This window comes from Novosphingobium fuchskuhlense, from assembly GCF_001519075.1.
Lineage (GTDB): Bacteria > Pseudomonadota > Alphaproteobacteria > Sphingomonadales > Sphingomonadaceae > Novosphingobium > Novosphingobium fuchskuhlense.
In genome coordinates, this window is sequence record NZ_KQ954244.1 from 575,791 (window position 1) to 601,624 (window position 25,834).

At 65.7% G+C, this 25,834-nt stretch carries 20 protein-coding genes; 9 read left to right on the plus strand and 11 right to left on the minus strand.

Going from position 1 to position 25,834, the window contains the following annotated elements; translation table 11 throughout:
* Positions 1-33: 33 nt before the first annotated feature.
* The 3 genes from AQZ52_RS02550 to AQZ52_RS02560 all read right to left on the minus strand — a co-directional run bounded on the left by AQZ52_RS02550 (position 34) and on the right by AQZ52_RS02560 (position 3,860).
* Positions 34-582, minus strand: coding sequence for a hypothetical protein (locus AQZ52_RS02550; RefSeq protein WP_067906364.1), 549 nt, complete (start codon positions 580-582; stop codon positions 34-36).
* 176 nt (positions 583-758) lie between these two features.
* Positions 759-1,487 carry a tRNA (guanine(46)-N(7))-methyltransferase TrmB gene (gene trmB / locus AQZ52_RS02555; protein ID WP_067906365.1) on the minus strand — a complete coding sequence of 243 codons (729 nt, stop codon included), beginning with the start codon at positions 1,485-1,487 and terminating at the stop codon, positions 759-761.
* Positions 1,488-1,532: 45 nt separating this feature from the next.
* The gene (locus tag AQZ52_RS02560) at positions 1,533-3,860 is read right to left on the minus strand and encodes a TonB-dependent receptor (RefSeq protein ID WP_067906366.1); all 2,328 of its coding nucleotides are present in this window, start codon (positions 3,858-3,860) and stop codon (positions 1,533-1,535) included.
* A gap of 94 nt (positions 3,861-3,954) precedes the next feature.
* Here AQZ52_RS02560 and AQZ52_RS02565 point away from each other — a divergent pair, with 94 nt between their 5' ends.
* Positions 3,955-4,800 carry a helix-turn-helix domain-containing protein gene (locus tag AQZ52_RS02565; protein ID WP_082697676.1) on the plus strand — a complete coding sequence of 282 codons (846 nt, stop codon included), beginning with the start codon at positions 3,955-3,957 and terminating at the stop codon, positions 4,798-4,800.
* 80 nt (positions 4,801-4,880) lie between these two features.
* Here AQZ52_RS02565 and ctrA read toward each other — a convergent pair whose 3' ends face one another.
* Together ctrA and AQZ52_RS02575 are read right to left on the minus strand one after the other, a co-directional pair.
* Entirely contained in the window at positions 4,881-5,582 is a 702-nt protein-coding gene (ctrA, locus tag AQZ52_RS02570) for a response regulator transcription factor CtrA (RefSeq protein WP_067906367.1), read from the minus strand.
* Positions 5,583-5,847: 265 nt separating this feature from the next.
* Positions 5,848-6,897 (minus strand): tetratricopeptide repeat protein, encoded by a 1,050-nt coding sequence (locus AQZ52_RS02575; protein ID WP_067906368.1) that lies wholly within the window; start codon positions 6,895-6,897, stop codon positions 5,848-5,850.
* 320 nt (positions 6,898-7,217) lie between these two features.
* Here AQZ52_RS02575 and AQZ52_RS02580 point away from each other — a divergent pair, with 320 nt between their 5' ends.
* The 4 genes from AQZ52_RS02580 to AQZ52_RS02595 are packed head-to-tail and all read left to right on the plus strand — an operon-like array spanning position 7,218 to position 13,448.
* Positions 7,218-9,746, plus strand: a complete 2,529-nt coding sequence (locus AQZ52_RS02580) for a cyclic nucleotide-binding domain-containing protein (protein WP_067909270.1) — start codon at positions 7,218-7,220, stop codon at positions 9,744-9,746.
* Positions 9,747-9,749: 3 nt separating this feature from the next.
* A complete protein-coding gene (locus AQZ52_RS02585) occupies positions 9,750-10,655 on the plus strand; it encodes a hypothetical protein (RefSeq protein ID WP_067906369.1) in 906 nt (301 codons plus the stop codon).
* Positions 10,656-10,663: 8 nt separating this feature from the next.
* Positions 10,664-12,559 (plus strand): cytochrome c3 family protein, encoded by a 1,896-nt coding sequence (locus tag AQZ52_RS02590; RefSeq protein WP_067909273.1) that lies wholly within the window; start codon positions 10,664-10,666, stop codon positions 12,557-12,559.
* A gap of 25 nt (positions 12,560-12,584) precedes the next feature.
* Positions 12,585-13,448, plus strand: a complete 864-nt coding sequence (locus AQZ52_RS02595; protein WP_067906370.1) for a phosphodiesterase — start codon at positions 12,585-12,587, stop codon at positions 13,446-13,448.
* Between the two features lie 18 nt (positions 13,449-13,466).
* Here AQZ52_RS02595 and AQZ52_RS02600 read toward each other — a convergent pair whose 3' ends face one another.
* The 3 genes from AQZ52_RS02600 to lptB all read right to left on the minus strand — a co-directional run bounded on the left by AQZ52_RS02600 (position 13,467) and on the right by lptB (position 17,895).
* Complete coding sequence (locus tag AQZ52_RS02600; RefSeq protein ID WP_067906371.1) at positions 13,467-15,491, minus strand: amidohydrolase family protein; 2,025 nt, start codon at positions 15,489-15,491, stop codon at positions 13,467-13,469.
* A gap of 62 nt (positions 15,492-15,553) precedes the next feature.
* Entirely contained in the window at positions 15,554-17,083 is a 1,530-nt protein-coding gene (rpoN, locus tag AQZ52_RS02605) for an RNA polymerase factor sigma-54 (RefSeq protein ID WP_067906372.1), read from the minus strand.
* A gap of 44 nt (positions 17,084-17,127) precedes the next feature.
* Positions 17,128-17,895 carry an LPS export ABC transporter ATP-binding protein gene (lptB, locus tag AQZ52_RS02610; RefSeq protein WP_067906373.1) on the minus strand — a complete coding sequence of 256 codons (768 nt, stop codon included), beginning with the start codon at positions 17,893-17,895 and terminating at the stop codon, positions 17,128-17,130.
* Positions 17,896-18,100: 205 nt separating this feature from the next.
* On the opposite strand from lptB, the gene AQZ52_RS02615 reads away from it, so the two are divergent.
* Together AQZ52_RS02615 and AQZ52_RS02620 are read left to right on the plus strand one after the other, a co-directional pair.
* Positions 18,101-18,484: a hypothetical protein gene (locus AQZ52_RS02615; RefSeq protein ID WP_240481416.1), complete on the plus strand. Its 384-nt coding sequence runs from the start codon at positions 18,101-18,103 to the stop codon at positions 18,482-18,484.
* A 104-nt stretch (positions 18,485-18,588) separates the two neighbouring features.
* Positions 18,589-19,935: a TldD/PmbA family protein gene (locus tag AQZ52_RS02620; protein WP_067906374.1), complete on the plus strand. Its 1,347-nt coding sequence runs from the start codon at positions 18,589-18,591 to the stop codon at positions 19,933-19,935.
* Positions 19,936-20,014: 79 nt separating this feature from the next.
* Here the strand turns inward: AQZ52_RS02620 and ppa are convergent, their stop codons facing one another.
* From ppa to AQZ52_RS02635, 3 genes are all read right to left on the minus strand, one after another.
* The gene (gene ppa / locus AQZ52_RS02625; protein WP_067906375.1) at positions 20,015-20,548 is read right to left on the minus strand and encodes an inorganic diphosphatase; all 534 of its coding nucleotides are present in this window, start codon (positions 20,546-20,548) and stop codon (positions 20,015-20,017) included.
* Between the two features lie 95 nt (positions 20,549-20,643).
* A complete protein-coding gene (locus tag AQZ52_RS02630) occupies positions 20,644-21,330 on the minus strand; it encodes a DUF1345 domain-containing protein (RefSeq protein WP_067906376.1) in 687 nt (228 codons plus the stop codon).
* On the minus strand, positions 21,331-23,325 hold the full coding sequence (locus AQZ52_RS02635) for a M61 family metallopeptidase (protein WP_240481417.1): 1,995 nt from the start codon (positions 23,323-23,325) through the stop codon (positions 21,331-21,333).
* A 119-nt stretch (positions 23,326-23,444) separates the two neighbouring features.
* Between AQZ52_RS02635 and hisS the strand changes: the two genes are divergently transcribed.
* Both hisS and prfA read left to right on the plus strand, forming a co-directional pair.
* Complete coding sequence (gene hisS, locus AQZ52_RS02640) at positions 23,445-24,740, plus strand: histidine--tRNA ligase (protein ID WP_067906377.1); 1,296 nt, start codon at positions 23,445-23,447, stop codon at positions 24,738-24,740.
* Positions 24,741-25,811, plus strand: coding sequence for a peptide chain release factor 1 (gene prfA, locus AQZ52_RS02645; protein ID WP_067906378.1), 1,071 nt, complete (start codon positions 24,741-24,743; stop codon positions 25,809-25,811).
* Positions 25,812-25,834 lie beyond the last annotated feature (23 nt).

The following is a 25,834-nucleotide window of genomic DNA, read 5'->3' on the forward strand; positions in this document are numbered from 1 at the left end:
CATGGGACAGGGCGCCGAACGGCGCGCGGTCCCTCAGGCCGCGTCTTCAAGCTCAACGTATTCCGGGAAGAACCGCGGCGCGCGCATCGACCAGCCCGGCGCGGTAGCAGCGGCTTCGCTGATCGACTGCAGCAGTTCCTTGCGCCGTTCCGGGCGGATGTGCGGCAGCGCCGCCGCACCGCAGAACGCACCGGGCAGCCACGGGCGCACTTCGGCGCCGAGCAGGCGCTCATAAAGAAAGCGGTAGGCCGAGAAACTTTCGAGGCGCCCTTGCGCCAGATCGAACGTGGTAACCCGCAGCAGCGGACCCATCACTGTCTCGAGATCGTCGAGACCGGCGCGATCGACGCAGTCGGATTCATTCTTCAGCAGGCCGCGCAGCAGCTTCATGTCCTGATAGATCACGTACTGGGTGCGGATCGAGGCAGCTTCGTGTGGGCCCCGCGCCCAGCGGCGAAAGGCGTCATGGCGACCAAGGCCGACATCAAGACTGCGCCGGATATAACGCTGCTCGCATGGCGAAAAACCCGCAAACTCCCGCATCTCGGAAAAAATGGTCTGCGCCGTCTCGGTCGTGGCCATGGGCCCATGCTCCGCTCATCGTGCCGGACGACCCTGTTCCCGTCCGGCGGTCAGGCAGACGCTACGCCCGCTTGGTTAGGAAGAGGTTAACTGGTTAATGCGCAGCGGGGCGGGCGGCCCCGGCAAGGCATTGCAAAGCATGATCCGGCAGTGGCCGAGGCCTGGGGGCGTTGCCCTCAGCGGCGGCGATAACGGAAGTACCAGACCTCGTGCCCCTGCGCGCGGGCCTTGGCTTCGTAGCGCGTCTCGGGCCAGCCGCCCGGACGCTTCTGGAAATCGAGCGGCTTGTGCGCGAGCCATTCGAACTGATCGGCATGACGGCGCATGATCATCAGCGCGTGGCGCAGATAGACCGGATGGTCGGTGCCGAAGCGGAATTCGCCGCCGGGCTTCAACTTGCGCGCAATGAGATCGACCGGCCCGTCGTTCATCATCCGGCGCTTGGCGTGGCGCGCCTTGGGCCAGGGATCGGGATGCAGGAGATAGACAAACGACAGCGCGCCGTCCGGCACGCGGGCAAGAACCTCCAGCGCATCGCCGTGGTGGATGCGCACGTTGCGGATCGGCATGCCGGTGGCGCTGCCATCCGAACCCCGCCCGCCGTCGACATGGACAAGCGCCTGCGCCACGCCGTTGAGGAACGGTTCCGCACCGATGAAACCGTGATCGGGCAGCATGTCCGCGCGGCCCGCCATATGCTCGCCGCCACCGAAGCCGATCTCGAAGTGCAGTGCGCACGTCCGCCCGAACAGCGCCTCGGCCGTAACGGGGCCTTCTTCCGGCACTGCGATCTGCGGCAGCAGCGTATCGATCAGCGCCTGCTGGCCGGCACGCAGCGGCTTGCCCTTGGCACGGCCATAGAGACGGTTGATGGTGAGCGGATCGCCCGGCTTGTGCGCGGTCATGGTGCGGGCCTGTGGCAGCGTGCTCCTGCCGGGTCAACCGGGCAGTCAGAACCCGCGCTTGATCCCGATGGTCCAGCGGCGCGGCGCGCCCGGGCCCAGAAAGCGCGGCGACGCAGCACCCGGCGCCTCGGCCAGCGGCACACCCCCGATCTCGCCAAATGTGCCGAAGGTCGCGTATGCATGGCCAAGCAGGTTGCGCACTTCGGCGAACAGCACGAAATCGCGCACCAGTTCGATCCCTCCGCGCAGATCGATCAGCAGATAGCCCGGCAGAGGTGCCGCGCGGTTGGTATCGTCTCCCGCCAGCAACTGGCTCGACCGCGCTGAAAGCGTGATGCCAAGGCTGAACCGCCGCTTCGTGCCCGCATTTCCGGCATAGTCGATATTGAGGTTGGCGCTGTGCCGGGGCACGCCGGGCAACCGGTCGCTGGGGTGCACCGTGATCGCCCCATCCCCGTCAGCCGCCGGATTGCCCGGGCTGGCGATGCGCACCAGCGAACGGTTGGTCGCATCGGTGAAGGCGTAGGTGGCGCCCACAGACAGGCCGCCGCGATCGGCGGTCAACGAAAGCTCCACCCCCTGCCGCCGCGCATTGCCGAGGTTCTGAAAATAGGCCCGGCCCCGCACGCCCGAAGCGACGCGGCGGATTTCGTCCTGGCTCTCCGCGCGGTAGGCCGACGCGAGCCACGAAACCCGCCAGCCGTGCGCGCTCAGGTGTCCCGCCGCCCCCAGTTCCCAGGTCCGCGCGATGACCTGTCGCAAAGGCGGATCGGCGACGAAGAAGTTGGCAAGGCTGCATGGCGCTTCCGGATCGGCGCAGGACAGTTCGGCCGGGGTGGGCGCGCGGTTGGTCTCGGCGTAGCCGGCGCGGAGCGAGAGGCCAGGTGTGGCATTCCAATCGAGCTCCAGCCCGGGATTGAGCCGGGTGAAGAAATGCCGCCCGGTGAGCGCGGTGCCCAGCCGGTCGTCGAGCCGGATCGCGGCATAATTGTAGCGCATCCCCGCCTCAAGCTGCAGGTGCGGTCCCAGCGGCAGTGTTTCCGCCGCGAAAAATCCGGCGTAAAGATTGCGCGCGACGACCGAGGCTGGGGCGATGGCCTTGTCTGTTTGCGCGATGACCGGCCCGGCAGCCTGCACACCGCGCGTATCATCCAGCGTGCCAAGCGCGGTCGTGGCAACAAAGGAGCTGCGCCCGTAATCCAGGCTGGTGCCGAGCGTGAGCACATTGCCGCCGCCCAGCAACGGGCGTCGGTCCGTGATTTGTGCAAGCAGCCCGAACGCGCGCGACCGGAGCTCGCCGCGATTGAGCACGGCGTAGATCGGATCGCCCGTCAGTGCGTGGATCGGGCGGCCCAGTCGGTCGGTAAGGGCCTCGGCACGCTTCTCGCCTTCGCTGTCCGCTTCGAGGCAGAGCTGGCCGGGTTCGTCCTCGCAACGTTCAATATCGGCAGCATCGCCGTTGAGCATGCGGCTCGACTGCCACAGCGCATAGAACACCGCCTGGAACCGCGTGGTCGGGGCGAGATCGGCCCAGGGGTGAAGGCTCAGGCGCGCGAACCGATTTTCGGTGCGGTCGGGATGGGTGAACACCGCCGCGCGGCGAACCGCCAGCAGGTCCTCTGGCGCGGCGCCATTGCCGCTAAGCCCCGTGCTCGCCAGAATGAGCTTGGCGTGAAGCCCGGCCGCAGCCCCGTCATAGCCAAGGTCCGCATAGCCGCTGGCTAGGCGCGAGCTGCTGAAATCGCGCCAACCTGCCTCGCCGCGCGATTGCAAGGCAACGAATCCGCTAAAGTGGCCCGCCGTGCCGCCTGCCGCAAGGCTGGCGTCATGCGCACCGTAGGCGCCGAGCGATGCGCTGCCGGCCACGCCCGGCGCGCTGCGCCCGGTCGCGGTTTCGAGCACGAGCGCGCCGCCCAGCGCATTGAGGCCATAGACCGGGCTCGAATCGACGAGTTCCACCGAGCGGAGTGCCGCATCGGGCAGGAGATCGAGCGAGACGGTATCGCCGAACGGCAGATTGAATCGGGCGCCGTCAAGGTAGGCGGCAAGGCCCTGCGATTGCCCCTGCGCACCGGAGGCGGTCTGACCGCGATAGACCAGCACCGGCTGCCAGGGGTTGCCCTGCGCATCCTGCAGGGTGACCCCGGGAAGCTGGCGGGTCAGCGCGCCAATCAGATCAGGCCGGCCGTTGCGAGCAAGGTCTTCGCGCGAAAGACCCAGCGCATCATCGCTGTCCACCCCGGCGCCGGGGGCCGTTACGAGGATGGTCTGCTCCGGTGCCTCCGCGCGCGCGGCATGCGGCACACTGCCGGCCAGCACGGCAGCGAGAGCCATGCAGCCGCCGGAAACAGGCAGGGCGATAGGTCCTTTCATCGGTGAGGTCCGGTATTCACTCAAGGCACGCCGGACAAGAAATTTGGGATGGACGCCCGTCAGCCCTTGTGGTCACTGCGTGGCCATGTCGGCGATGGAACGTCTGAGCGGTGCAGCAGAGCAGGGGGCCGGTCCGCTTGCGGACACGCTGACCGTGCGCGAACTCGAAGTGCTGCAGCTGCTGGCCGAGGGGCATACGATCAAATCGATCGCGGCTCAGCTCGGCAGGACCGAGGCCTCAATCAACGAGCGGCTGCGCGATGCCCGGCGCAAGACCGGCGTGGGCAGCAGCCGCGAACTGGCGCGGCAGGTGGGTGCCCAGAAAATCTGGGACAACAATCCTGATCTGGCAATGCCTTCCTCCGCAGCAGAGGGACCGGTCCAGCCCGCACGGAGCGGGCTGCGAGGATCGAAAGGAAAGATTGCCATGCTGATCGCCATGCCCCTCATCGCCGCAGGTTCGCTGCTCATGTCGGTGGACGTGCCCTTCCATGCGGCGCGTCCGCAAGCCGCCCCAACCGCCACGGGCACGGCACGCGCCTCGCCGCTGGTCGGCCGCTGGGCACTGGACGTCGCCGGCGTGCCGCCTGCGGAGCGGCCGAAGAGCGTCACCATTGCTTTCAGCATCGCGCCCGATCAGCGCTGGACGACCAAGGTCGAGATCGTGAACCCGGATGGTGCCGCTCTGCACGCGGAATCGACGGCGGCGCTCGATGCCGCACCGGTTGCGGTCACCGGCAACTTGGCCTTCATCGACAGTGGCTCGCTGCGCCAGCCCGCACCGGGGACGCTGGTGATGACGCTCGGCAAGGACGGCCAGCCTGTCTCGACCCGCGTCTATACGGTCTCGCGCGATCGCAAATCCATGACCGAAACGATCATCTGGGCCGGTACCGCGATGCCCAAACTGGAAACGAATACGTTCCGCAGGATCGGCTGAGGCCCCCCAACGCAGACGGCCCGCCATTGCTGACGGGCCGCTGCGCACGGAGGCCGAGGACCGGGGGGATTGTCGGCCGATCAGGCCGCTTCGACGTCCAGCTTGTCATCCGGATCGCGCAGGACATAGCCGCGGCCCCAGACGGTTTCGATGTAGTTCTCGCCGTCGCAGGCATGCGCCAGCTTCTTGCGCAGCTTGCAGATGAACACGTCGATGATCTTGAGTTCGGGTTCGTCCATCCCGCCATAGAGATGGTTGAGGAACATTTCCTTGGTCAGCGTGGTGCCCTTGCGCAGCGAAAGCAGCTCGAGCATCGCGTATTCCTTGCCCGTCAGATGAACGCGGGCGCTGTCGACCTCGACCGTCTTGGCATCGAGATTGACCGAAAGTTTACCGGTGCGGATGACCGATTGCGAATGTCCCTTCGAACGGCGCACGACGGCGTGGATACGGGCGATGAGCTCTTCGCGGTGGAACGGCTTGGTGACGTAGTCGTCGGCACCGAAGCCGAACGAACGCACCTTGGAGTCCATCTCGGCAATGCCGGAGAGGATCAGCACCGGCGTCTGCACCTTGGCGACGCGCAGCTTCTTCAGCACGTCGTACCCGTGCATGTCGGGCAGGTTGAGGTCGAGCAGGATGATGTCGTAATCATACAGCTTGCCGAGATCGAGGCCTTCTTCCCCGAGATCGGTCCCATAGACATTGAAGCCTTCGGTCGTGAGCATAAGCTCAATCGCCTTGGCCGTGGTCGGCTCGTCCTCGATCAGCAGCACGCGCATGGATTAGCCCCTTGTTGCCATTCCCCGGTGGCGGTCCGGCCCCACTCATCAGGGCCTTCACCGTCATTAACCATATGACCAATGAACATGAAAGGTTAATTTATCGTAAGCGCAATCACCCGTAACGTGCATAGCCGGTGCGACTGCCGATCATCTGCATCGCGCCAGATTCTCTCTTCGAATCAGTGTTTAAAACCACTAACAAGCGATAACCATGATGCCCGGGAGCGTAGCTGCGCGAGAATTCTTTTTTAAGAGACGGGCCCTATCGCGCCGCTGAAGCACCCGGAACACCGATCGCGCTTGCCGCTTCCCGCAGCTTGCGCGTGGCCGAAAGATCGTTGCGGAAGGCCTTAAGCCCCCCTTCAAGCGCCTTGGCCGCCTTGCCCGGCTCGCCAAGTTGCATGCGGCTGCGCATCAGCATGATCCAGCCATCGGCGTTGCCAGGGTCCTTCGCGAGCTTGGCCTCCAGCCCGTCGACCATGCCGCGGATCATCGCTTCCTGCTGGCCTTTGGGCAGCGAAGTGGCGGCCTTGATCTCGGCCGAGGAGGGGCCGGGAATGGCACCTGCTGCCACGGCAGCACCATTCGTCGCCATGCCGCCGGCAGGAGGCGCGAACTGCGCGGCGGCGAGACGGTCCGCGTAGGGGACCTTGTAGCGATCACCCACGTTCCTGATAACCGTGCGGATATCCTCGGCATAGGGTGCGTCGGACGGCGTATCCTTGAGGAGCGCGAACCAGGCGTCGATCGCCTTGCGATGCTTGCCCGCCAGATCCATCGCGACCGCCCGGAAATAGCGCGCGCGCGCGTCCTTGGGATCGAGCTTCAGGGCCTTGCTGAAGGCAGCCTGCGCATCGACCGGAATCCGCCCCTCGGTCTTGCTGGCCAGCACCAGGGATTCGCCAAGGAACGAAAACGTCTCGGCATGGCTCGGATCGAGTTTGGTCGCTTCCTTGAGCGCGGTCGCCGCTTCGGCATAGCGCTGGGTCTGGAAATAGGACCAGCCAAGCATGCGCCAACCGTCGGCATCCTCGGGCTTTGCCTTGAGCCGGGCTTCCAGTTTGGCGATCACGTCGTCAACCGAAGGCGCCTGGCTCTCGGTGGGCGCGGGCGGCCGGGCGATGATCTCGGCATCGCGCTGGCCGCGCCAGACCGCAATGGCGCCGGCGGTAAGTGCCACGACGGCAGCCAGGACCAGCACCACCCGGCCACCCCGGCCAGAGGTGGATGAGCCGTTGGAACCGGCTGCAGAGGGCGGGACCTGAGACGGCCGTGCAGGGTCTGTGCTCGGCGTAGGTTCGGCCTCGGTCATCACATGCTCCCCGGCGCGCCGCGATCGGTGCTGCCACTCGGGGGGGCATATCCTCTGCCCCGGGTACCTTGCAAGCGGCGGCGCGATAGCGGGAGACCGTGCGCCAGGCGCACCAAAGCGGCACGACCCACAGCGCTGACCCCGCCAAATTGCGGCTGGCAAAGCACGGCGGTTCAGCTAAACTCGTTATCAAACGAGGTCGCAAATCGGAAAAACAAGGCGCAGGGCCTGCGGACAAGGGCTCACGCCAAGCATCGCGGGGGCATGCACCGGTGAGCGAAATCTATCAGGTTGCAGTCATCGGATCGGGCCCGGCGGGAATGAGCGCGGCGAGCCGGGCGGCAGAACTGAAGCTCGCCCACGTGCTGCTCGAGAAGACCGACCACCTCTCCGACACGATCTACAAGTACCAGAAGGGCAAGCACGTGATGGCAACGCCGTCACAGCTGGTCCTTCGATCTGATCAGGAGTTCGACGCAGGCAAGAAGGAAGACATCCTCGGCCGCTGGAACCGCCGCACGGCCGACCTCGGCGTCAACGTCAAGTACAACGCCGAGGTGAAGTCTATCAAAGGCACCGGCCCGGCGATTGAAGGTTCGATCCAGAAGATCGTCACCCGCGCGCGCGACGGATCGACCACCTCAACCGAACTCCAGCGCCATGCCCCGCCATATGCGATCACGCTGACCAGCGGCGAGGTCATCATGGCCGAGACGGTCGTGCTCGCCATCGGCACGCAGGGCAACCCGAACCTGATGCGCTGCCCGGGTGCGGACCTGCCGCACGTGACGTACCAGCTCGACGATCCCTATGCGGTGCTCGATGAGCATATCGTGGTGGTGGGCACCGGCGACGCTGGGATCGAGAACGCCCGCGGTCTTGCCGAGGATCCGGCACAGGGCAACGTCGTCACCGTGCTCAATCGCTCGCCCAAATCGGCAAACGTGCGTGAGAGCTTCGCCACCGCCAAGGAGCCCAACGCCAAGGCGCTGGTGGAAGACGACGCGGCCGGCAAGCTGACAATCCGCTACGAGACCGAGACCAAGGCGATCGAGCCTGGCTGGATCACGCTCAATACCCGCGACGGCGAGGAACGCATCCGCTGCGACCGCATCATCGCGCGCATCGGTTCGGCCCCGCCGCGCGGCTTCGTCGAAAGCTGCGGGATCGAGTTTGCGTCAGGCGACCGGCTCGCGTTCCCGACGCTGTCGCCGCAGTTCGAATCGACCGCGCCAGGCATTTTCGTGATCGGTGCACTGGCGGGCTATCCGCTGATCAAGCACTGCATGAACCAGGGCTACGACGTCATCGAGTTCATCAACGGCAACACCGCGCTGAAGCCCGCAGACGAGCCGCTGCTGGAAGCCAAGTTCGCCGGTCTGCCGGGGCGGCGCAGCGTGGCGGAATGGCTCGAATTGCTGCGCACCCATATCGCGATCCTGAATGGCATGACGACGCTGCAGCTGCGCGAGTTCATGCTCGATTCCGATGCGCGCTTCTACAAGGCGGGGGAGACGATCTTCGAGAAGAACGATCCGGGCTCCTCGCTGTTCGCGATTGCCGATGGCTCGGTCGCTGTGCGGATCGACGCCAACGATCCGAGCAAGGTGGTCACCATCCCCAGAGGCTCGATCTTCGGCGAAGTGGGCCTGATCTCCGGACGGCGGCGCGGTGCCACCGTTGTGGCGGGCAGTGACTGCATTTGTGTTGAGATCAGCCGCAATGCCGCGCTCAAGCTGCAGAGCCAGGTGCCGAGCGCACGCCGCGCGATCGAGCGCATCGGAATCGAGCGGCAATTGCTGCAGATGTTCGGATCGGGCCTCACCCCCGAGGATGTGCGCGAAGTGGTCGACACCGCAAAGATCATGCCCGTCCGTGCGGGAGAGGCGATCATCACCGAAGGCGCGGACGACAAGGACATCTATGTCATCCGCGTCGGCTCGATGATTGTCGAGAAAGTCGTCGGTGGGAAGCCGGTGTTCCTTTCTTACCTCCCGGCCGGTTCCTATGTCGGCGAGATGGCGCTGATCGACGGCGGCCAGCGTACAGCGACCGTGCGCGCGGCGATCAAATCCGAAGTCATCAAGATTGATGGCGAGGCGTTTGCACGTGTGCTGGAGGCCAAGCCCGCGCTGCTTGCCCGCGCGCGCAAGGACATGGAAGCGCGCCGCGCCACCAACGCCTTCGTCGAATCGAAGAAGGACGGCTTCTCCGGCGTCGTCGATCTCTATTCCGAGCAGGCCAAGTTCCTTGTCAGCCAGGGGCTCGGCGAGGCGACCGACGTGCTGCTGATCGACGAGCGGCTTTGCGTGGGCTGCGACAATTGCGAGAAAGCCTGCGCCGACAGCCATGATGGCCTCTCCCGGCTAGACCGCGAGGCGGGAAAGAGCTTTGCGCACCTCCACGTGCCGACCTCGTGCCGCCACTGCGAACATCCACATTGCATGGCCGATTGCCCGCCTAACGCGATCCACCGCGGACCGGATGGCGAGGTCTTCATCAACGACACCTGCATCGGCTGCGGCAATTGCCAGCGCAACTGCCCCTATGGCGTGATCCGCATGGACAAGGTGCCGCCCAGGAAGCCCTCGCTGCTCTCATGGCTGCTGTTCGGCAGCGGGCCGGGGCCGGGCGAGCCGCCCAGCAAGTGGTCCAAGAAGAACACCAGGTACACCGGCGACCCTGCCATCGACGAGGCGCTGGACCGCAAAAAGGCAATCAAGTGCGACATGTGCGCGGGGATCGAGGGCGGCCCCAGCTGCGTGCGGGCCTGCCCGACGGGCGCTGCCATCCGCGTCTCGCCCGACGAGTTCCTGACCGTCGCGCGGCTCGAAAACGAGGGGGCTTGAGCCATGGCGACAACCCCTGCTCCAGCACCCCGCCGCCGCACCGGCGCGACCCGCGAACGGCAGAGCACGCATGAGGGCTTTCTCGTCCACAAGAACGGCAAGTGGATCAAGATTTCCGCCGCCCTCGCCGCCGCGCTGATCCTGCTCTACATGGTCGTGCCCTTGCCCCCGCACCACTTCGGCTCGAGCTGGCTGGGCTATACCCTCGGCACAGTCGGCGCATTGCTGATCCTGTGGCTGACGGCTCTGGGCATGCGCAAGCGCGCGATCACGCCGGGGCGCTGGTCGCTGAAGGCGTGGACTTCGGCTCACGTCTGGCTCGGCGTGCTGCTGATCGTGATCGGCACACTGCATTCAGGCTTTGCATTCGGCTGGAACGTGCACACGCTGGCCTGGGCACTGATGATGATCGTGATCATCTCGGGCATCTTCGGGGTGACCGCCTATGCCACGCTGCCCCGCGCGCTTTCGGCAAACCGCTATGACGCGGAAGGCGCGATCACCGAGAAGCAGATGGTCGAGGCGCTGCGCTCGCTCGACCGGCAGCTCCACGATGCGGCGCAGCCGCTCGACCCGGAATGCGCCATGCTGGTGGGCCGCAGCCTCGAACAGGACCCTTTCACCGGCTCGATCATGAACCGCCTCACCGGGCGCTACCCCCGCGATGCGACGCGCGAGGCAGCGGGGGAACTGCGGCGCCTGCGCGCCCACCGGCCGCGTATCGCCGATGATCCGCTGGACAAGGTGGACGCGCAGCTCACCCGCAAGGAAGCCATGCTGGCGCGGCTGAGGCGCCATCTCAGGATCAAGGGCTGGCTGCAGGCCTGGCTCTACGTCCACGTCCCCATGACTTTTGCGCTGATCGCCGCGCTCTCGGCGCATATCGTCAGCGTGTTCTTCTACTGGTGAGCGCCATCATGAGCTTTGTCGTCCGCCAGATCGCGCTCAAATCCAGCGGGGAGCAAATCGTCCGCCGCTCGGTGGTCGAGAGCGACGTCCTCGTCATCGGCCGTGACGGGTCCTCGGGCATCCACCTGCCCGACCTCGCCGTCGATCCTCGCCATGCCCGCATCCGCGCGATCGATGCCGCTACACTGCTGATTGAATCGATCGGCGAGCAGCCTTTCACGGTCAACGGCCGCTCGGCCACCTCGAGCGAACTCGACATCGCGACCGGCGCCGAACTCGCTTTCGGCGGCCACCGCATCACCCTCGCGCGCGAAGCGGAAAGCGGTCTCCCGGCCTTCACCGTGCGCCGGGTCGAGGCCGTGTCGGAAAGCGCCGAGGCCATCGACATCGGCAGCGCCTACACGCTGCAGAAGCTGCTGCCGGGCAAACGCCTTTCGGCCTGGGGCTTTGCCGCGCTGATGCTGCTGGCGTTCCTGGCGGTGCCGATCTGGTCGTGGGCAACCTACCAGCCGCTCGCGCTGCACAAGGAGGCGCGGCGGCCGGCGGGCCTCCATGGCGACCTTGCCTGGTCGTCGGGCAATCTGAGCCTGGCGCACAAGAACCTTGGCGGCGATTGCCAGGCCTGCCATGTTCAGCCCTTCGTGGCGGTGCGCGACAATGCCTGCATGACCTGCCACAAGGAGGATGCGCACCAGCATATTGCCGACGGCGCGCGGCTGCTAAAGGCGCGCGGGGAGCCAGCGGGGTTCGCAGGTTTCCAGCGCGCGGTGGCAAATGCCTTCAACAAACCCGCCGGCAGGTGTGTCGATTGTCACACCGAGCACGAGGGCGCGGGTGCTATGCCTGCGACTCGGCAGCAGTTCTGCACCACCTGCCACGATGGATTGAAGACGCGCTTGACCGACACGAAGATCGCCGATGCCGCCGATTTCGGGACGGCCCATCCCCAGTTCCGGCCGATGCTCCTGGCCGGGATCGGCGGGGACGGAAAGCCGCTGTTCCAGCGCGCCGTCTGGCAGGATGGCATGAAGGAGAACACGGGGCTCAAGTTCACCCATGCCCAGCACCTCTCAAAGGCCAACGGCATCGCGCAGATGGTGCGCCGCCGTCCGGGCGAGTTCGCCGCCGCCGATTCGCTGAGCTGCAAGGACTGCCACCAGACCGACAGCGGCGGCGCGCGGTTCAAACCGGTCGAGATGGAGAAGGCCTGCCAATCGTGCCACTCGCTGACCTTCGACGAGATCGGCGGCACATTCCGCACCTTGCGCCATGGCCAGCCTGAACAGGTCGTTGCCGATCTGCGCGCGGCGTTCCGGGGCGGCATGCCCCCGCGCCCTGCCAGCCTTTCGGGCCTCGCGCGGCGCATTCCGGGCGCAGCGGCACAGCAATCGACCGCGGCAGACTTTGCCCGCGCGGTGCACTTCCGCCCCGTGCAGGCCGACGAGGCGGTGACGCAAGTCTTCAGCAAGGGCGGCATGTGCTATGATTGCCATGTGATCGGGCGCAGCGGCAGCGCGACGACGGCCGGCTTCAGCGTGCAAAAGCCTGCGCAGAACGGGCGCTACTACAACAAGGGCTGGTTCGATCATAAGGATCACACGAAGTCCGAATGCGTGACCTGCCACGTCAAGGCGACCACATCGAACGATGCGGATGCCGTGCTGGTTCCCGGGATCGACGGTGCCGGGGGCTGCCGTTCCTGCCACGTCGGCGAAGGCGGCGCGAAGCTCGCCAGCGCGCATGTGAAGGAACCGGTCGCATCGGGCTGCGCGATGTGTCACGAGTATCACATGGACAATGGCGCGCCCTGGAAACCGGCCGACAAGCGCAAGGGCCCTGCGCTGCTCACCGCAGCCTGGGGCACCGGTCGAGATTGGCCACGCCACCCGTCGGCACCGCGCTGACGCAGGAAGGCTCGGGAACCGCCGGATGCTGATCGCGCAGATCACCGATATCCATCTGGGCTTCGAGCCCGACAGCCCCGGCGAATTCAACCGCCAGCGGCTCGACCGGGTGGTGGCGGAACTGGCGAGCATGGTTCCGCAGCCGGACATGCTGCTGGCTACGGGCGACCTCATCGACCGGGGTGATCGCGCCAGCTACGAACGGCTGGACGAAGCGCTCTCGGGCCTCCCCTTTCCGGTCTACTATGCGCTCGGCAATCACGACGAGCGCGCCAATTTCGCCGGCGTTTTTCCGAAGGCCGAATTCAATGGCGGCTTCCTGCAATATGCGATCGAAACCCCGGCGATGCGCATCCTCGTGCTCGATACGCTGGAAGAAGGTCGCCACGGCGGCGCCTTCTGCGAAGAACGGGCGGCGTGGCTCACCGCGCAGCTCGATGCACAGCCCGCGCGCAAGACGCTGATCGTCCAGCATCATCCGCCGATCGAGGTGGGCATCGCATGGATGAATACCGATCCCGCCGAGCCATGGGTCGCGCGTCTTGCAGGCTGCCTGCGCGGGCGGAACAACGTGATCGGCCTTGTCTGCGGCCACATCCACCGCGCGGTGACAGCACATTGGGAAGACCTTGTCGTCGCCACCTGCCCTTCGACCGCCCCGCAGATCGCGCTCGATTTGCGGCCCATCGATCCGGCCCATCCCGACCAGCGCCCGCTGATCGTCGCCGATCCCCCCGCCTATGCCCTGCACTGGTGGAACGGCCGCGAACTCGTCACGCACTGGCAGACCGCAGAGGAGCACAGCGTGCTCGCGCGCTACGACGCTGGCCTGCAGGACATGATCCAGCACATGCTGGCAGAGCGGCCGGGCGCCACCGGCGAACGGTGACGGCCCGGGCCGGCGCGGTCAGTCCGCCTGCTTGACCGCGGGCGGTGCGGCGAACGGCTTGATCCCCAGCTTGGTGTAGATCTCCGCCGGATAGTAGAAGGTGCCGTCCTTCACCACCATCGCGATGGACTTGATCGCCTTGAGGTTCTGGACCGGATCGCCGGGCACGAGGAAGAAGTCGGCCAGCTTACCCCGCTCAACCGAGCCGAGTTGCTGATCCTGATGCAGATAGGCGGCCATTTCCAGCGTCGCGCGCGAGAGCACCTGCGCCGGAGTCAGCCCCAGCCTGGTAAAGAGTTCCAGTTCGCGGTGATAGGTGAAGGCACCGCCGAGATCGGTGCCGGGTATCAGGAGGATACCCTTGCGGTTCATCTCGGTCAGCGTTTCGAGCACCTTGGCATAGGCGGCGACATATTCTGCGCGCTGCTGCGGGGTGTCGGTGCCGAACAAGGCCTGCTTGAGCTGCCGCTGCTCGGCCGGCGGCATGTGATCGATATAATCGCGCGCGCCCGGATTGGGTTCACCGTCGAGCGCGGTCAGGCCCAGTTCGTGGATGCCGATCGTGGGTTCGTGCGCAACGTGGCGCGCCACCATCGCATCAAGTGTCGCCTGCACTTGCGGCGACGTCACCTCGATCGAGGGGAAGCGACGCATCGCGGTGAAGCGGAACAGCGTGCGGGTATCTTCGCCGGGTTTCAGCACCCAGCCCAGCATCAGCTGGTTGACATGGGTGAGTTCGTCGAAGCCGGCCGCGATCATCGCATCGGCATTGGAGAACGCCGGAATGTGCCCTGCCACGCGCATGCCCAGGCGGTGCGCCTCGGCCGTGATGGCCGGGGCCCATTCAGGCTTCATCGAGTTGTAGAGCTTGACCTGCCAGAATCCGCGCGCCGCATACTTGCGCACCGCGGCCAGCGCCGCATCCTGAGTGGCGACGACAGTGCCGTTGCGCGCCGAATAGGGGCTCTCACCCTCGATGAAACCGGAGCGTACGATGCGCGGCCCCGCTAGTTCGCCCGCCTCGATCCGCGCATTCAGCTGATCGAGGACGTCGTCGCGGTTGCCCATGTCGCGCACCGTCGTGATGCCCGCGAGCACGTTGAGCAGCGCGTCCTGCTGCGCGAGGTGCGCATGCATTTCGAACATGCCAGGCACGAGCGTACCGCCGGCGCCGTCGATAGTGGTCTCGCCCGGAACAGCGGGGCTGCCTGCGGGGACCACTTCGCTGATGCGCTTGCCGAAGACGACGACATCGCGCGGCTCGGTGAGCGCCTTGGCGGCCGGATCGAACAGCCGGACATTGCGGATGCGCACGGGTCCGGCATAGTGCTTCGCGTAATCCTTCTGCAGCGCGGTGAAGCGCTCCGCGCCCAGCCGCTCTGCCTCTACGCGCAAGGGCTCTACCGCAGTCGCCTCGTAGCCCTTGCGGACCAGCACCTGATCGGCAGCAGATACGGCAAACAGGTCGCCGGAGGCATCGAGCGCGATGTAGGCGGGATCAAGCGCAAGCCCACTCAGTTCATAAGTCGTCACGTCCAGACGGCCATCGGGTCCGTCGAACACGTGACGGCCCTTCTCGGTCAGCTTCGCAATGCCGGACGGCGCCACAGCCATCGCCATGCAGGGCGCCGAGCGAAGGGCCTTGGCCATGAGCGCGATGTCGCTCACCGAGCCGTTCTGTGTTGCATAGTAGCGCGGGGCATCTGCCCCCTTGATCAGGCCGGGCCCTGCCAGATCCTTCCATTTCGCGCCCGCAGCCGTGCGCGAGAAGCTCTCGTTGACCGGGTTGCCGAAGGTGGTGCGGCCCGTGATCGTCCAGGTCATCGGCGTACCATCCGCCGCGAGTACGATCTTCTCCTTGATCGTCGGCCCGCGCCCGTTCTGCTTGATATCAAAGTCGACCGTGATCGTGCGTCCGTCCTGATCGGCGATATAGTGTCCGATGTCAGCCTTGTCCGAGATCATGCGGTATTCGATCGGACGCGCAGCGAGCGGCGAGGCGGCGCAGCACAGCAAGGCCGCAAGCATCAGTCGGGATTTCATCGCATCTGTCTCCGATCCTAATTGGCCCGGGCCAGCAGCGCCTGCCCGGTGCATTTCCCTTGTCATCGCACCCCTGCGAGCGCCTTCTGACGCCGCCGCTGCACCGAACTGCCCAGCCCGATCGCCTCGCGGTATTTGGCAACGGTCCGCCGCGCAAGGTCGAAGCCACGCTGATTGAGCAGGTCCACCAAGGCATCGTCCGAAAGCACGGCCTTGGGATCCTCGGCATCGATCAACTGGCGGATCGCCGCCTTGACCGCTTCCGCCGAAACCGCGCCGTCCCCATCCGCCGACGCGACGCCAGACGTGAAGAAGTACTTGAGCTCGAAGGTGCCGCGCGCGCAATGGAGGTACTTGTTCGAGGTGACCCGGCTGACAGTCGATTCATGCATCGTGATCGCCTCCGCCACCGTGCGCAGGGTCAGCGGCTTCAGGTGGGCGACGCCTAGCCGGAAGAAACCCTCCTGCTGCTTCACGATCTCGGCGGCCACCTTGAGGATGGTCTTCTGCCGCTGGTCGAGCGCCTTCAGCAGCCAGTTTGCATCGGCCAGCCGCTCGCCCAGCCAGGCCTTGGCATCCTTCGCAACGCAGGCATGGCGCATCTCCACATAGTAGCGACGATTGACGACAAGGCGCGGCAGGGTGGCGGGATTGAGAGCGATATCCCAGCCGGGAGCCCCATCCTCGCCAACGACGGCCTCGACAAGGATATCGGGCACCACCGCTTCCGCCGGCCCGCTGCCAAAGCGCAGGCCGGGCTTGGGATCATAGCCGCGCAGTTCGCGCAGCATGTCGGCAAAGTCTTCGTCGTCGACCTGACAAAGGCGCTTGAGCCGCGCGATCTCGCCGCGCGCAAGCAAGTCGAGGTTGTCGATCAGCCGCGCCATGCACGGATCGTAGCGGTCCGCCTCGCGCGCCTGCAGCGCAATACATTCGGAAAGATTGCGCGCGCCGACCCCAGTGGGGTCGAGCGACTGCACAAGGCCGAGCGCCTGCTCCATCGCCGCCGGCGAGAGGCCGAGAGCCTCGCGCGCGTCTTCCAGCGTTGTAGTGAGATAGCCCGCCTCGTCGATATGATCGATCAGCCAGCGCGCGGCAAACAGCAGTGCCGGTTCGGAGGTCACCGCGCCGATCTGGGCATGGAGGTGCTCGGCCAGCGTCTCGCCCCCGCCGCCGCGCTCGTCGATATCCGGGCCTTCGCCACCCGCCCCGCTGCCGCCGAAATCACCGAGACTGTCAGTGAAATCGCTTCTCGGGCCGTCTCCGGTATCGCGGTCCCGGTCGAGGGCGCTGGCGTCGATATCGAGCGGACGGTCTTCCGCCGCGCGGCCCTCGCTGACCAGCTGATCGACCGGCGAGGTTTCGAGCGTCGTCCTCCGCAGCGCCTCAGGCTCGCCCTCGAAAGCAGAATCGAGCCCGGCATCGGGCGCGCCCTCGCCCATTTCGAGCAGAGGATTGGCATCCAGCGCCTCACCGATGAATGCCTCGATCTCGAGGTTTGACAGCGCCAGCAGCTTGATCGCCTGCTGGAGCTGCGGTGTCATGACCAGTGACTGGCTCTGGCGGAGGTCGAGCCGCGGACCCAACGCCATGTCTGCCTATCCTCCGGGTCGCGGCGGCGTCATACCCTGCAGCATCACAGAGTGAAGCCCTCGCCCAGATAGAGCCGGCGCACGTTGGGATCGGCGACCAGCGCCTCCGGGCTGCCTGCGAACAGCACTTGCCCGCCGTAGATGATGCAGGCGCGGTCGACGATATCGAGCGTCTCGCGCACGTTGTGATCGGTGATGAGCACGCCGATTCCGCGATTTTTGAGATCGATCACGAGATGCCGGATATCGCTGATCGAGAGCGGATCGATGCCCGCGAACGGCTCATCGAGCAGGATGATCGACGGATTTGCCGCCAGCGCCCGCGCGATCTCGCAGCGGCGCCGCTCGCCACCCGAAAGCGCCATCGCAGGCGATGCTCGCAGGCGGGTGAGGCCGAATTCGCCCAGCAGCCGGTCGAGAGCGGCTGCGCGGGTTGCCTTGTCGGGTTCGACCAGTTCGAGCACCGTGAGGATGTTCTGCTCGACCGTCATGCCCCGGAAGATCGAGGTTTCCTGCGGCAGATAGCCAAGGCCGAGGATCGCGCGGCGGTACATGGGAAGGCGCGTGATATCGACCCCATCGAGCAGGATTCGCCCCGAATCCGGCCGCACCAGCCCCATGATCGAATAAAAGCAGGTCGTCTTGCCCGCACCGTTGGGCCCCAGCAGGCCGAGCACTTCGCCCTTGCCGACCGAAAGCGAGATATCAGTGAGCACGGCGCGCTTGTCGTAGCTCTTGGCGATCGAAACCACTTCCAGCCCGCCCTTCTCGAGGGTGGCTAGGTTGGTCGCACTGGCGGGCATCTCGTCCATAAGCGATTAGGCTCATAGCCCGGTCCGCGGCGCGGGCAAAGCCCGTCTGCACGGCTTTGGCAGGATTTATGCATGTCTGGCCGCATGGTAGCGTGCGGCAGACCACCGGTATTACCAGCAGGCGGTAATATTGCAGTGCTTGAAACATCGCCGCAGGCGTGTTCTACTCCCCAGTGGAGAGTGAGCAGATACAGGGGCACATGTGATGCGCAAGGGCATTGCCGCAAAGGCGGGAAGCGAAGGTGCAGCCATGCAGGGTCATGCACTCGATTGGCGCAAGCGGATGAGCGACACCGTCGCTTACAGCCTCTTGGTCTATACCAGCCTCCAAATCTTCGTGACTTTGCGCACCCTCGAAGGCGAAGGCGGCTCAATGCTGCCGATGATTGCGCTGATCATCCTCGTCGCAGGGGTGATACCGATGTTCCGCCATTTTGAGCGCCGCTGGGAAGCGCTCAGTGATCTCGAAGCTGCCGATCTCACGCTGCAAGGCGATTTCCGGCGTGACCAGCTGGCGACGTGGGCGGTCGCGATCGGCTTGCCTTTCCTGCTCGCCGCGGTGTTCCGGGTTCTCGTCACGAACTTCTGAGCAGCAGTCCAGATTGCGGGAAACGCTGCGGCGGTCTAGATCGCGCGGCGTTGGCTTCCCATGTCGGAGCCTGTCAAACTTCCGCGTGAAAGGCCCCTGCCAAGATGCTTTCCCCCAAAGAGGCCCAGGAGCGCTGCCACGCCCTGATCGAGCGCGCCATCAAGGCTGGTGCCGAGGCCGGTGACGCCGTCTATATTGCCGACTCGTCTGAGTCTGTCTCGGTGCGGCTGGGCGCGCTCGAGGATGTCGAGCGGTCTGAATCCGAACATATCGGTCTGCGTGTGTTCGTTGGCGGTGCCTCGGCCTCGATCGGATCGACCGACCTTGGCGACGAGGCTCTCGACGAACTCGCCAGCCGCGCGGTCGACATGGCCCGCGCTGCTCCGGCCGACAGGTTTGCCGGGCTTGCCCCGGAAGAGTTGCTGCTGCGCGCCGCGCCGCCCGAACTCGACCTCGTCGATGCCGAAGAGCCCGATCCGCTGACGTTGCGGCGCTGGGCGGAGGAAGCCGAAGATGCCGCGCGCGCGGTACCCGGCGTCACTAACAGCGAAGGCGGCAGCGCCAGCGCGGGCCGCGGCGTCGTCGCGCTGGCCACCAGCCACGGCTTCAGCGGAGCCTATGGCGCCACCAGTCACGGTCGCTCGGCCAGCGTGCTGGCCGGCACCGCGAACGGCATGCAGCGTGACTATGCCTGGCGCAGTGCACGCCACGCCGCGGACCTGCCCTCGCCTGCCGCTATCGGCCGCGAAGCCGGTGAGCGCACCGTTGCCCGCGTCGATCCGGGCCGGGTAAAGAGCGGGACCTATCCGGTCGTGTTCGATCCGCGCGTCGGCAGTTCGCTGGTCGGCCATCTGCTCGGCGCCATGTCGGGCGCGGCGATCGCGCGCCGTGCCAGCTTCCTGCTCGACAAGGATGGTCAGAAAATCTTCGATTCATCGATCACCATCAGCGAAGACCCGCTGCGCCCGCGCGGCCCTCGTTCGCGCCCTTTCGATGGCGAGGGGCTGCCCACTGGCGCGCGCAACCTCGTCGAGAACGGGCACCTTACCGGCTGGCTGATGGATGCCGCCGCCGCGCGCCAGCTGGGCGCGGTGCCCACCGGCCACGCCTCGCGCGGGGGATCCGGCGCGCCGCACGTGACGGCCGGCAATCTCGTGCTTCAGGCGGGCACCGTCAGCCGCGCCGCGCTCCTCGCCGACATCGCTGATGGCATCTATGTGACCGAGTTGATCGGCCACGGGGTCAACGGCGTGACAGGCGACTATAGCCGAGGCGCTTCGGGCTTCCGCGTCGTCAACGGTGAGATCGCCGGACCGATTGCGGAATTCACCGTGGCCGGCAATCTGATCGATATGTTTGCCCGGTTGGTCGCGGCTGACGATCTGGAACTGTGGCGCGGCATCGACGTACCGACGCTCAGGATAGACGGCATGAGCGTCGCAGGGGATTGAGCTTCGAAAAACGGTTCAATGCCCCGCTCACCCTGAGCTTGTAGAAGCATGCTCAGGGTGAGCGGAATTGTGAAAGACCTTACTTTGCAGTCTTGGCGCGCTCGATCGCCTCGACCGTGATGCGCTTGGCGTCGTCGGCCCCGCCCCACTTGCCGACACGGACCCACTTTTCCTTTTCGAGGTCCTTGTAGTGGGTGAAGAAGTGCTCGATCTGCTGGAGCACGATCTCGGGCAGGTCGCTCTTCTCGGCGACATCGCGGTAGTAGGGGAAAGTCTTGTCATCGGGCACGCAGACGAGCTTCTCGTCGCCGCCATGCTCGTCCTCAAGGTTCAGCACCGCGATTGGGCGCACGCGCACGACCGAGCCGGGCACGAACGGCGAGCGCGCGATCACCAGCGCATCGAGCGGGTCGCCATCGGGCGAAAGGGTGTGCGGCACGAAGCCGTAGTTGGCCGGATAGCGCATCGGCGTGTGCAGGATGCGGTCCACGAAGAGCGCGCCGGAAGCCTTGTCGAATTCGTACTTCACCGGCTCGCCACCAACCGGGACCTCGATGATCACGTTGAGCGTTTCGGGCGGATTTTCGCCGATGGGGATCATGTCGATGCGCATGGGATGCCTTCGCTGGGCCCGGGGGCCGGTGAACTTCGCGAGGGTCTCTAGCGCCGCACCTTGTGCACTGCAACATTCACGTAGGGTGAGGGTCTTCAGATCCCGCCAATACCGTTGATGGTGAACGCGATCACCCCGATGTTGAACACGAAGGCAGCGAAGGAATGCAGCGTCACAATCCGGCGAATTTCGCGCGAGGAAATTTCGACATCAGAAGTCTGGAACGTCATCCCGAGCGTGAGTGAGAAATAGGCGAAGTCGAGATAGTCCGGATGCCCGCTGCCGGGAAATTCGAGGCCACCTGCATCCTCACCGGGAACCGCACTCGCCCGGTAATACTCGTGGGCGTAGTGCAGCGCATAGACCACGTTGGCAAAGAGCCAGGTCAGCAGCAGCGTGACAATCAGCCGCAGCAGCGCGCCCGGCTCGCCATGCTTGGCCGCAGGCAGTTCGCCCGCGATCGCGGCCAGGACCACCAGCGTGATCAGCGTGCTGACAGCAAGCACGATCAGGCGGTTGGCATCGTTTTCCTCCGAATGTCGCCGCATGGTTTCCATATCACAGGCGCGCAGCAGCGGTATCAGCGAGAGGAGGAAACCGGCGACCGCAAAATCGAACCCCACCACGAGAATATCGGCGATATCGCCAAAACCTGTTATCCAGCCGCGGATGATGGCCCCGGCAATCAGCAGGACCAGAAACAGCACGAAGCGGGGCGGCGCGAAGCGCTGACCGAACCGCCGGCGGGTCTGGTCAGCACCGGTGCCGCCGCCGCTTTCCATTTACTTCGCGGCCAGCTTCTTCGCGGCAGGTGCGCGGGGCGCGAGCAGCTTGTCGAGCCCGGTGGGCGCGGTCCCCGGCACGGCACGCTCCAGCCACGGCCAGCGAAGCCCATCATGGTAGGATAGCTGGACCGTCCGCACCACATCGTCACGCTTGACGATCAGCTCGATCGGCGCGGTGTTCCCCTTGGCCGCCGTGATCGCCGCCCTGATCGTGTCCTGATCATACGTCTTGCCGTTCACCGAGAGGATCTGCATTCCCGTCACGATCCCGGCCGCGAAGCCCGGCCCGTTCCAGAGGCTGGCGGTCACCTTGCCGTCGCTGTCGATGGCGAGGCCGATCGAGTGGTAGAGCGAGATGTATTTGGCGGCAGCCATCCGCGCCTTGTCGTAAGGATTGGGCTCTTCCTTCCACACCAGCCGGTATCCGCCGCGCTCGATCCCGCCGAGCGGCGAAGGCTGGCCTGCGGTCTGGATGCGGGTCTTGATGAAGCCCGCCCAATCGTAAGGGTAGACGGCGTTCAGCGTCTGCACCACCTCGGGGAGCTCGTAGGTCAGCACGCCCCAATCGCCGTCCTTCATGCCGAAGAAGGCCTTGGCGAAATCGTCCATGCCCTTCCTGCCGCCGGTACCTTCGCGGATGATCGCCTCGGCCTCGAGCCAGATGAGCGCGCCTTCGGTGTAGTACTCTTCGTTGCGGGCGAGCGAGGAGAACGGCTTGGGCTTGCGGTTGGCGATGATCGGATCGTGGGTCGTATCTTCGACCGAGCGCCACTCGCGCCCCGGATACTGCGTGAACACCCCCGCGTAGTTGGCAAACTGGCCGAGCACCTGCTCCTTGCTCTGCACGCCCGAACGCGCGGCGAGGACCAGGCCCCAGAACTGGTTCTGCCCTTCGTAGACCCACAGCAGGTTGTCCTGCATCGGCACGCGGTAGTCCGGCGTCCACAGCCTGGCCGGGCGGCGGTACTTGCCATCCCACGAATGCGAGAATTCGTGGGCGATGACGTTGCGATCCCAGTCGCCCGCCGCCCAATCGACCAGCGTGCGCGGCTCGTACTGGTTTTCGCTGGAGCGGTGGTGCTCGAGACCAATGCCGCCCATGCGGTCGGTCAGCGCCAGCAGCAGGTCATAATGGTCGAAGTGTTTCGCGCCGTAGGCCAGCAGCGCCTCGTCCACCAGATTGCGATAGGTGGCGAGGTTTTCGGGCGCGATCTTGAGGAGTTCGGGCTTGTCGGCCACGATATCGAGGAAAACGCCCTTTCCGAGGTCGTGCCGGTCGGCATAGGCACCGGCAAAGATCGGCGAATCCACAAGGGTTTCATAGTCCGTCACGGCCCAAGTCACGACGCTTCCAGTGGCAGCCTTGCCATCGAGCGCCGTGAACACCTGCCAGCCCGCCGGGAAGGTCACCGTCGGCTGGACCTTGATCTGCCGCACATAGTATCCGGCGGGATAGAGGCTCATCTTTTCCCATTGCAGATTGAGCATCTCGCGCGTCATCGTCACGCGCCCCTCACTTGTGCGCAGCGGCGAAGTGTGGATCAGCCGGGCGGTGATCTCGGACGTGCCCGCGGGTAGGTCGACATGGAACGCATAGACGTCGACCGGATCGCGGCTCCAGGTCAGAGGCTTGCCGCCCGCATAGAAGCGCACATCGACCAGTTCGGCGATCGGGCCCTCGGGGCCATGGTTGCCGGGCAGCCACTTGGGATAAAGCAGCGTGAGCCTCGACTGGCCGGCGGGGACCGGGATCGTCTCGGTCACACGAAAGGCACCCGTGGTGGTGTCGCTGGCATCGATCGCCAGCTGGATCGTGCCGGGGAAAGGCTTGTCCTCGGCATCAGGGATCGACTGCGTAATCGGCACGGCCATCGGACGGGTGTTCGTCGGCGGCTGGACCTGCGCCCGGATCGGGCCAGCAGTGGACAGCAGGGCTGCTGCGAGAGTCAGCAGGGCGGCAGGGCGCGTGGAACGCATCGGGGTCGTGAACATAGGCGTCTCATGGCGCGAAGCGCTGAGGACTGCAACTGGCCCCGCCCTTTGGGCAGTTCCGGCAAACTGGCCGCGCCCCTTTCCCCATGGCAACATTCCCGCTAATCGCGCGCCTAGGTATGAGCAGCGACAAGAACCCATCCGCCCCGAAATCGGGAACCCCGACCCCGCAGGCCATCCGCGGCACGCAGGATATCTTCGGCCCTGATGCCGAGGCTTTCGCCTTCGTGGTGGAGACTTTCGAGCGTGTGCGCCGCCTCTATCGCTTCCGCCGCGCAGAGTTGCCGGTGTTCGAGAAGACCACCGTTTTCAGCCGCAGCCTGGGGGAGACGACCGATGTCGTTTCCAAGGAAATGTACAGCTTCGAGGACCGCGGCGGCGAATCGCTGACACTGCGCCCCGAATTCACCGCCGGGATCGCGCGCGCCTACCTCACCAACGGCTGGCAGCAGCACGCACCGCTGAAACTGGCGACGCACGGGCCCCTGTTCCGCTACGAGCGCCCGCAGAAGGGCCGCTACCGCCAGTTCCACCAGATCGACGCGGAGATTCTCGGCGCTGCCGAACCGCAGGCGGATGTCGAGCTTCTGGTGATGGCGGATCAGATCCTCAAGGAACTCGGCATTGCCGATGGCGTCACGCTCCAGCTCAATACGCTGGGCGATGCCCCCAGCCGCGAAGCCTGGCGCGCCGCGCTGGTGGACTACTTCCGCGCTGTGAAGGACGACCTTTCCCAGGATTCGCAGGAGCGGCTCGAGAAGAACCCGCTGCGCATCCTCGACAGCAAGGACCCGCGCGACAAGGTTTTCACGGCAGACGCGCCGATGATTGACCAGTTCCTCTCGGACGAGGCGCAGGACTTCTTCGCCAAGGTCACGGCGGGGCTGGATGCCGCCGGCGTCGCCTGGACCCGCGCCCCGGCACTGGTGCGCGGGCTGGACTATTACCGCCACACGGCGTTCGAGTTCGTGACCGACCGGCTGGGCGCGCAGGGCACCGTGCTCGGCGGAGGGCGCTACGACGGGCTGATCGAAGCGCTGGGCGGACCGCATACGCCAGCGGTCGGCTGGGCCGCGGGGATCGAGCGGCTGGCGATGCTGGTGGGGGATGCGGGGAATCTGAAGCAAGATGGCTTCATTGCGGTAGTTGCGGAAAACAGCGCTCGCGAGGATCTGGCCGCACGTGTGGTCAACAGCTTGCGGAAATCGGGAGTAGCTGCCGAGCTATTTGCCACGGGTTCTCCTCGGAAGCGCTTTGATCGAGCAATCAAGGCCAACCCTGCGGTTGCAATCTCAATGGATGTTCGCGACGGGGTACCAAGCGTAGGCATGCGGCTTTTGAACGGAGATGGGGTCGCTCTCGACAAGGTCCAAGCTGTTTATGATCGGATCGGGCTTGATCCCGAATTGTCCTGAATGACCGTCTCCGACACCCGCCTCGCCCAGATCGCGTCCCGATTCGCCGAACTCGAAGCCCGGCTTGCATCGGGTACGCTGGAAGGCCCCGCCTTTGTTGCTGCAAGCCGGGACTATGCCGAGCTTGAGCCTGTCGCCCGCGCTGCCGCCCATGTCAGCACGATGCGGGGCGAACTGGCAGCGCTCAGCGCCAGCAGCGATCCCGATCCCGAGATGCGCGCCCTTGCCGAAGAGGAAATCGCGCACCTGCGCAGCGCGCTGCCCGAAGCCGAACGCGCCCTCGCCATTGCCATGCTGCCGCGCGACAGCGCTGACAGCCGCCCCGCCATGCTGGAAATCCGCGCCGGGACCGGGGGCGACGAAGCGGCGCTCTTCGCCGCTGATCTCTACCGCATGTACGAGCGCTTTGCCGCCGAACAGGGCTGGCGGGTCGAGATGGTATCAGCCAACGCGAACGAGATCGGCGGTTTCAAGGAAGTCGTCGCCAATGTGGCAGGGCAGGGCGTGTTCGCACGGCTCAAGTACGAAAGCGGCGTGCACCGCGTGCAGCGCGTGCCCGTGACCGAAAGCGGCGGGCGCATCCACACCAGCGCCGCGACAGTCGCCGTGCTGCCCGAACCCGACGAAGTCGATGTCGCGATCGAGGACAAGGACCTCAAGATCGACATCTACCGCGCGTCCGGCGCGGGCGGGCAGCATGTGAACACCACCGATTCTGCGGTGCGCATCACCCACCTGCCCTCCGGCATTGTCGTCACCTGCCAGGATGAGCGCAGCCAGCACAAGAACAAGGCCAAGGCGATGCAGGTCCTGCGCGCGCGGCTTTACGAGAAGATGCGGGATGAAGCGCAGGGCGCGGAAGCCGAGGCGCGCAAGGCGATGGTCGGCAGCGGCGATCGCTCGGAGCGCATCCGCACCTACAACTTCCCGCAAGGCCGGGTAACCGACCACCGCATCAACCTCACGCTTCACCGCCTGCCCGAGATCCTCGAAGGCCCGGGCCTTGGCGAACTGATCGATGCGCTGGCCGCCGAGGATCAGGTCAAGCGCCTCGCGGCGCTCGATGCCTGAAGCGGATGCCGCAAGCGGATGCC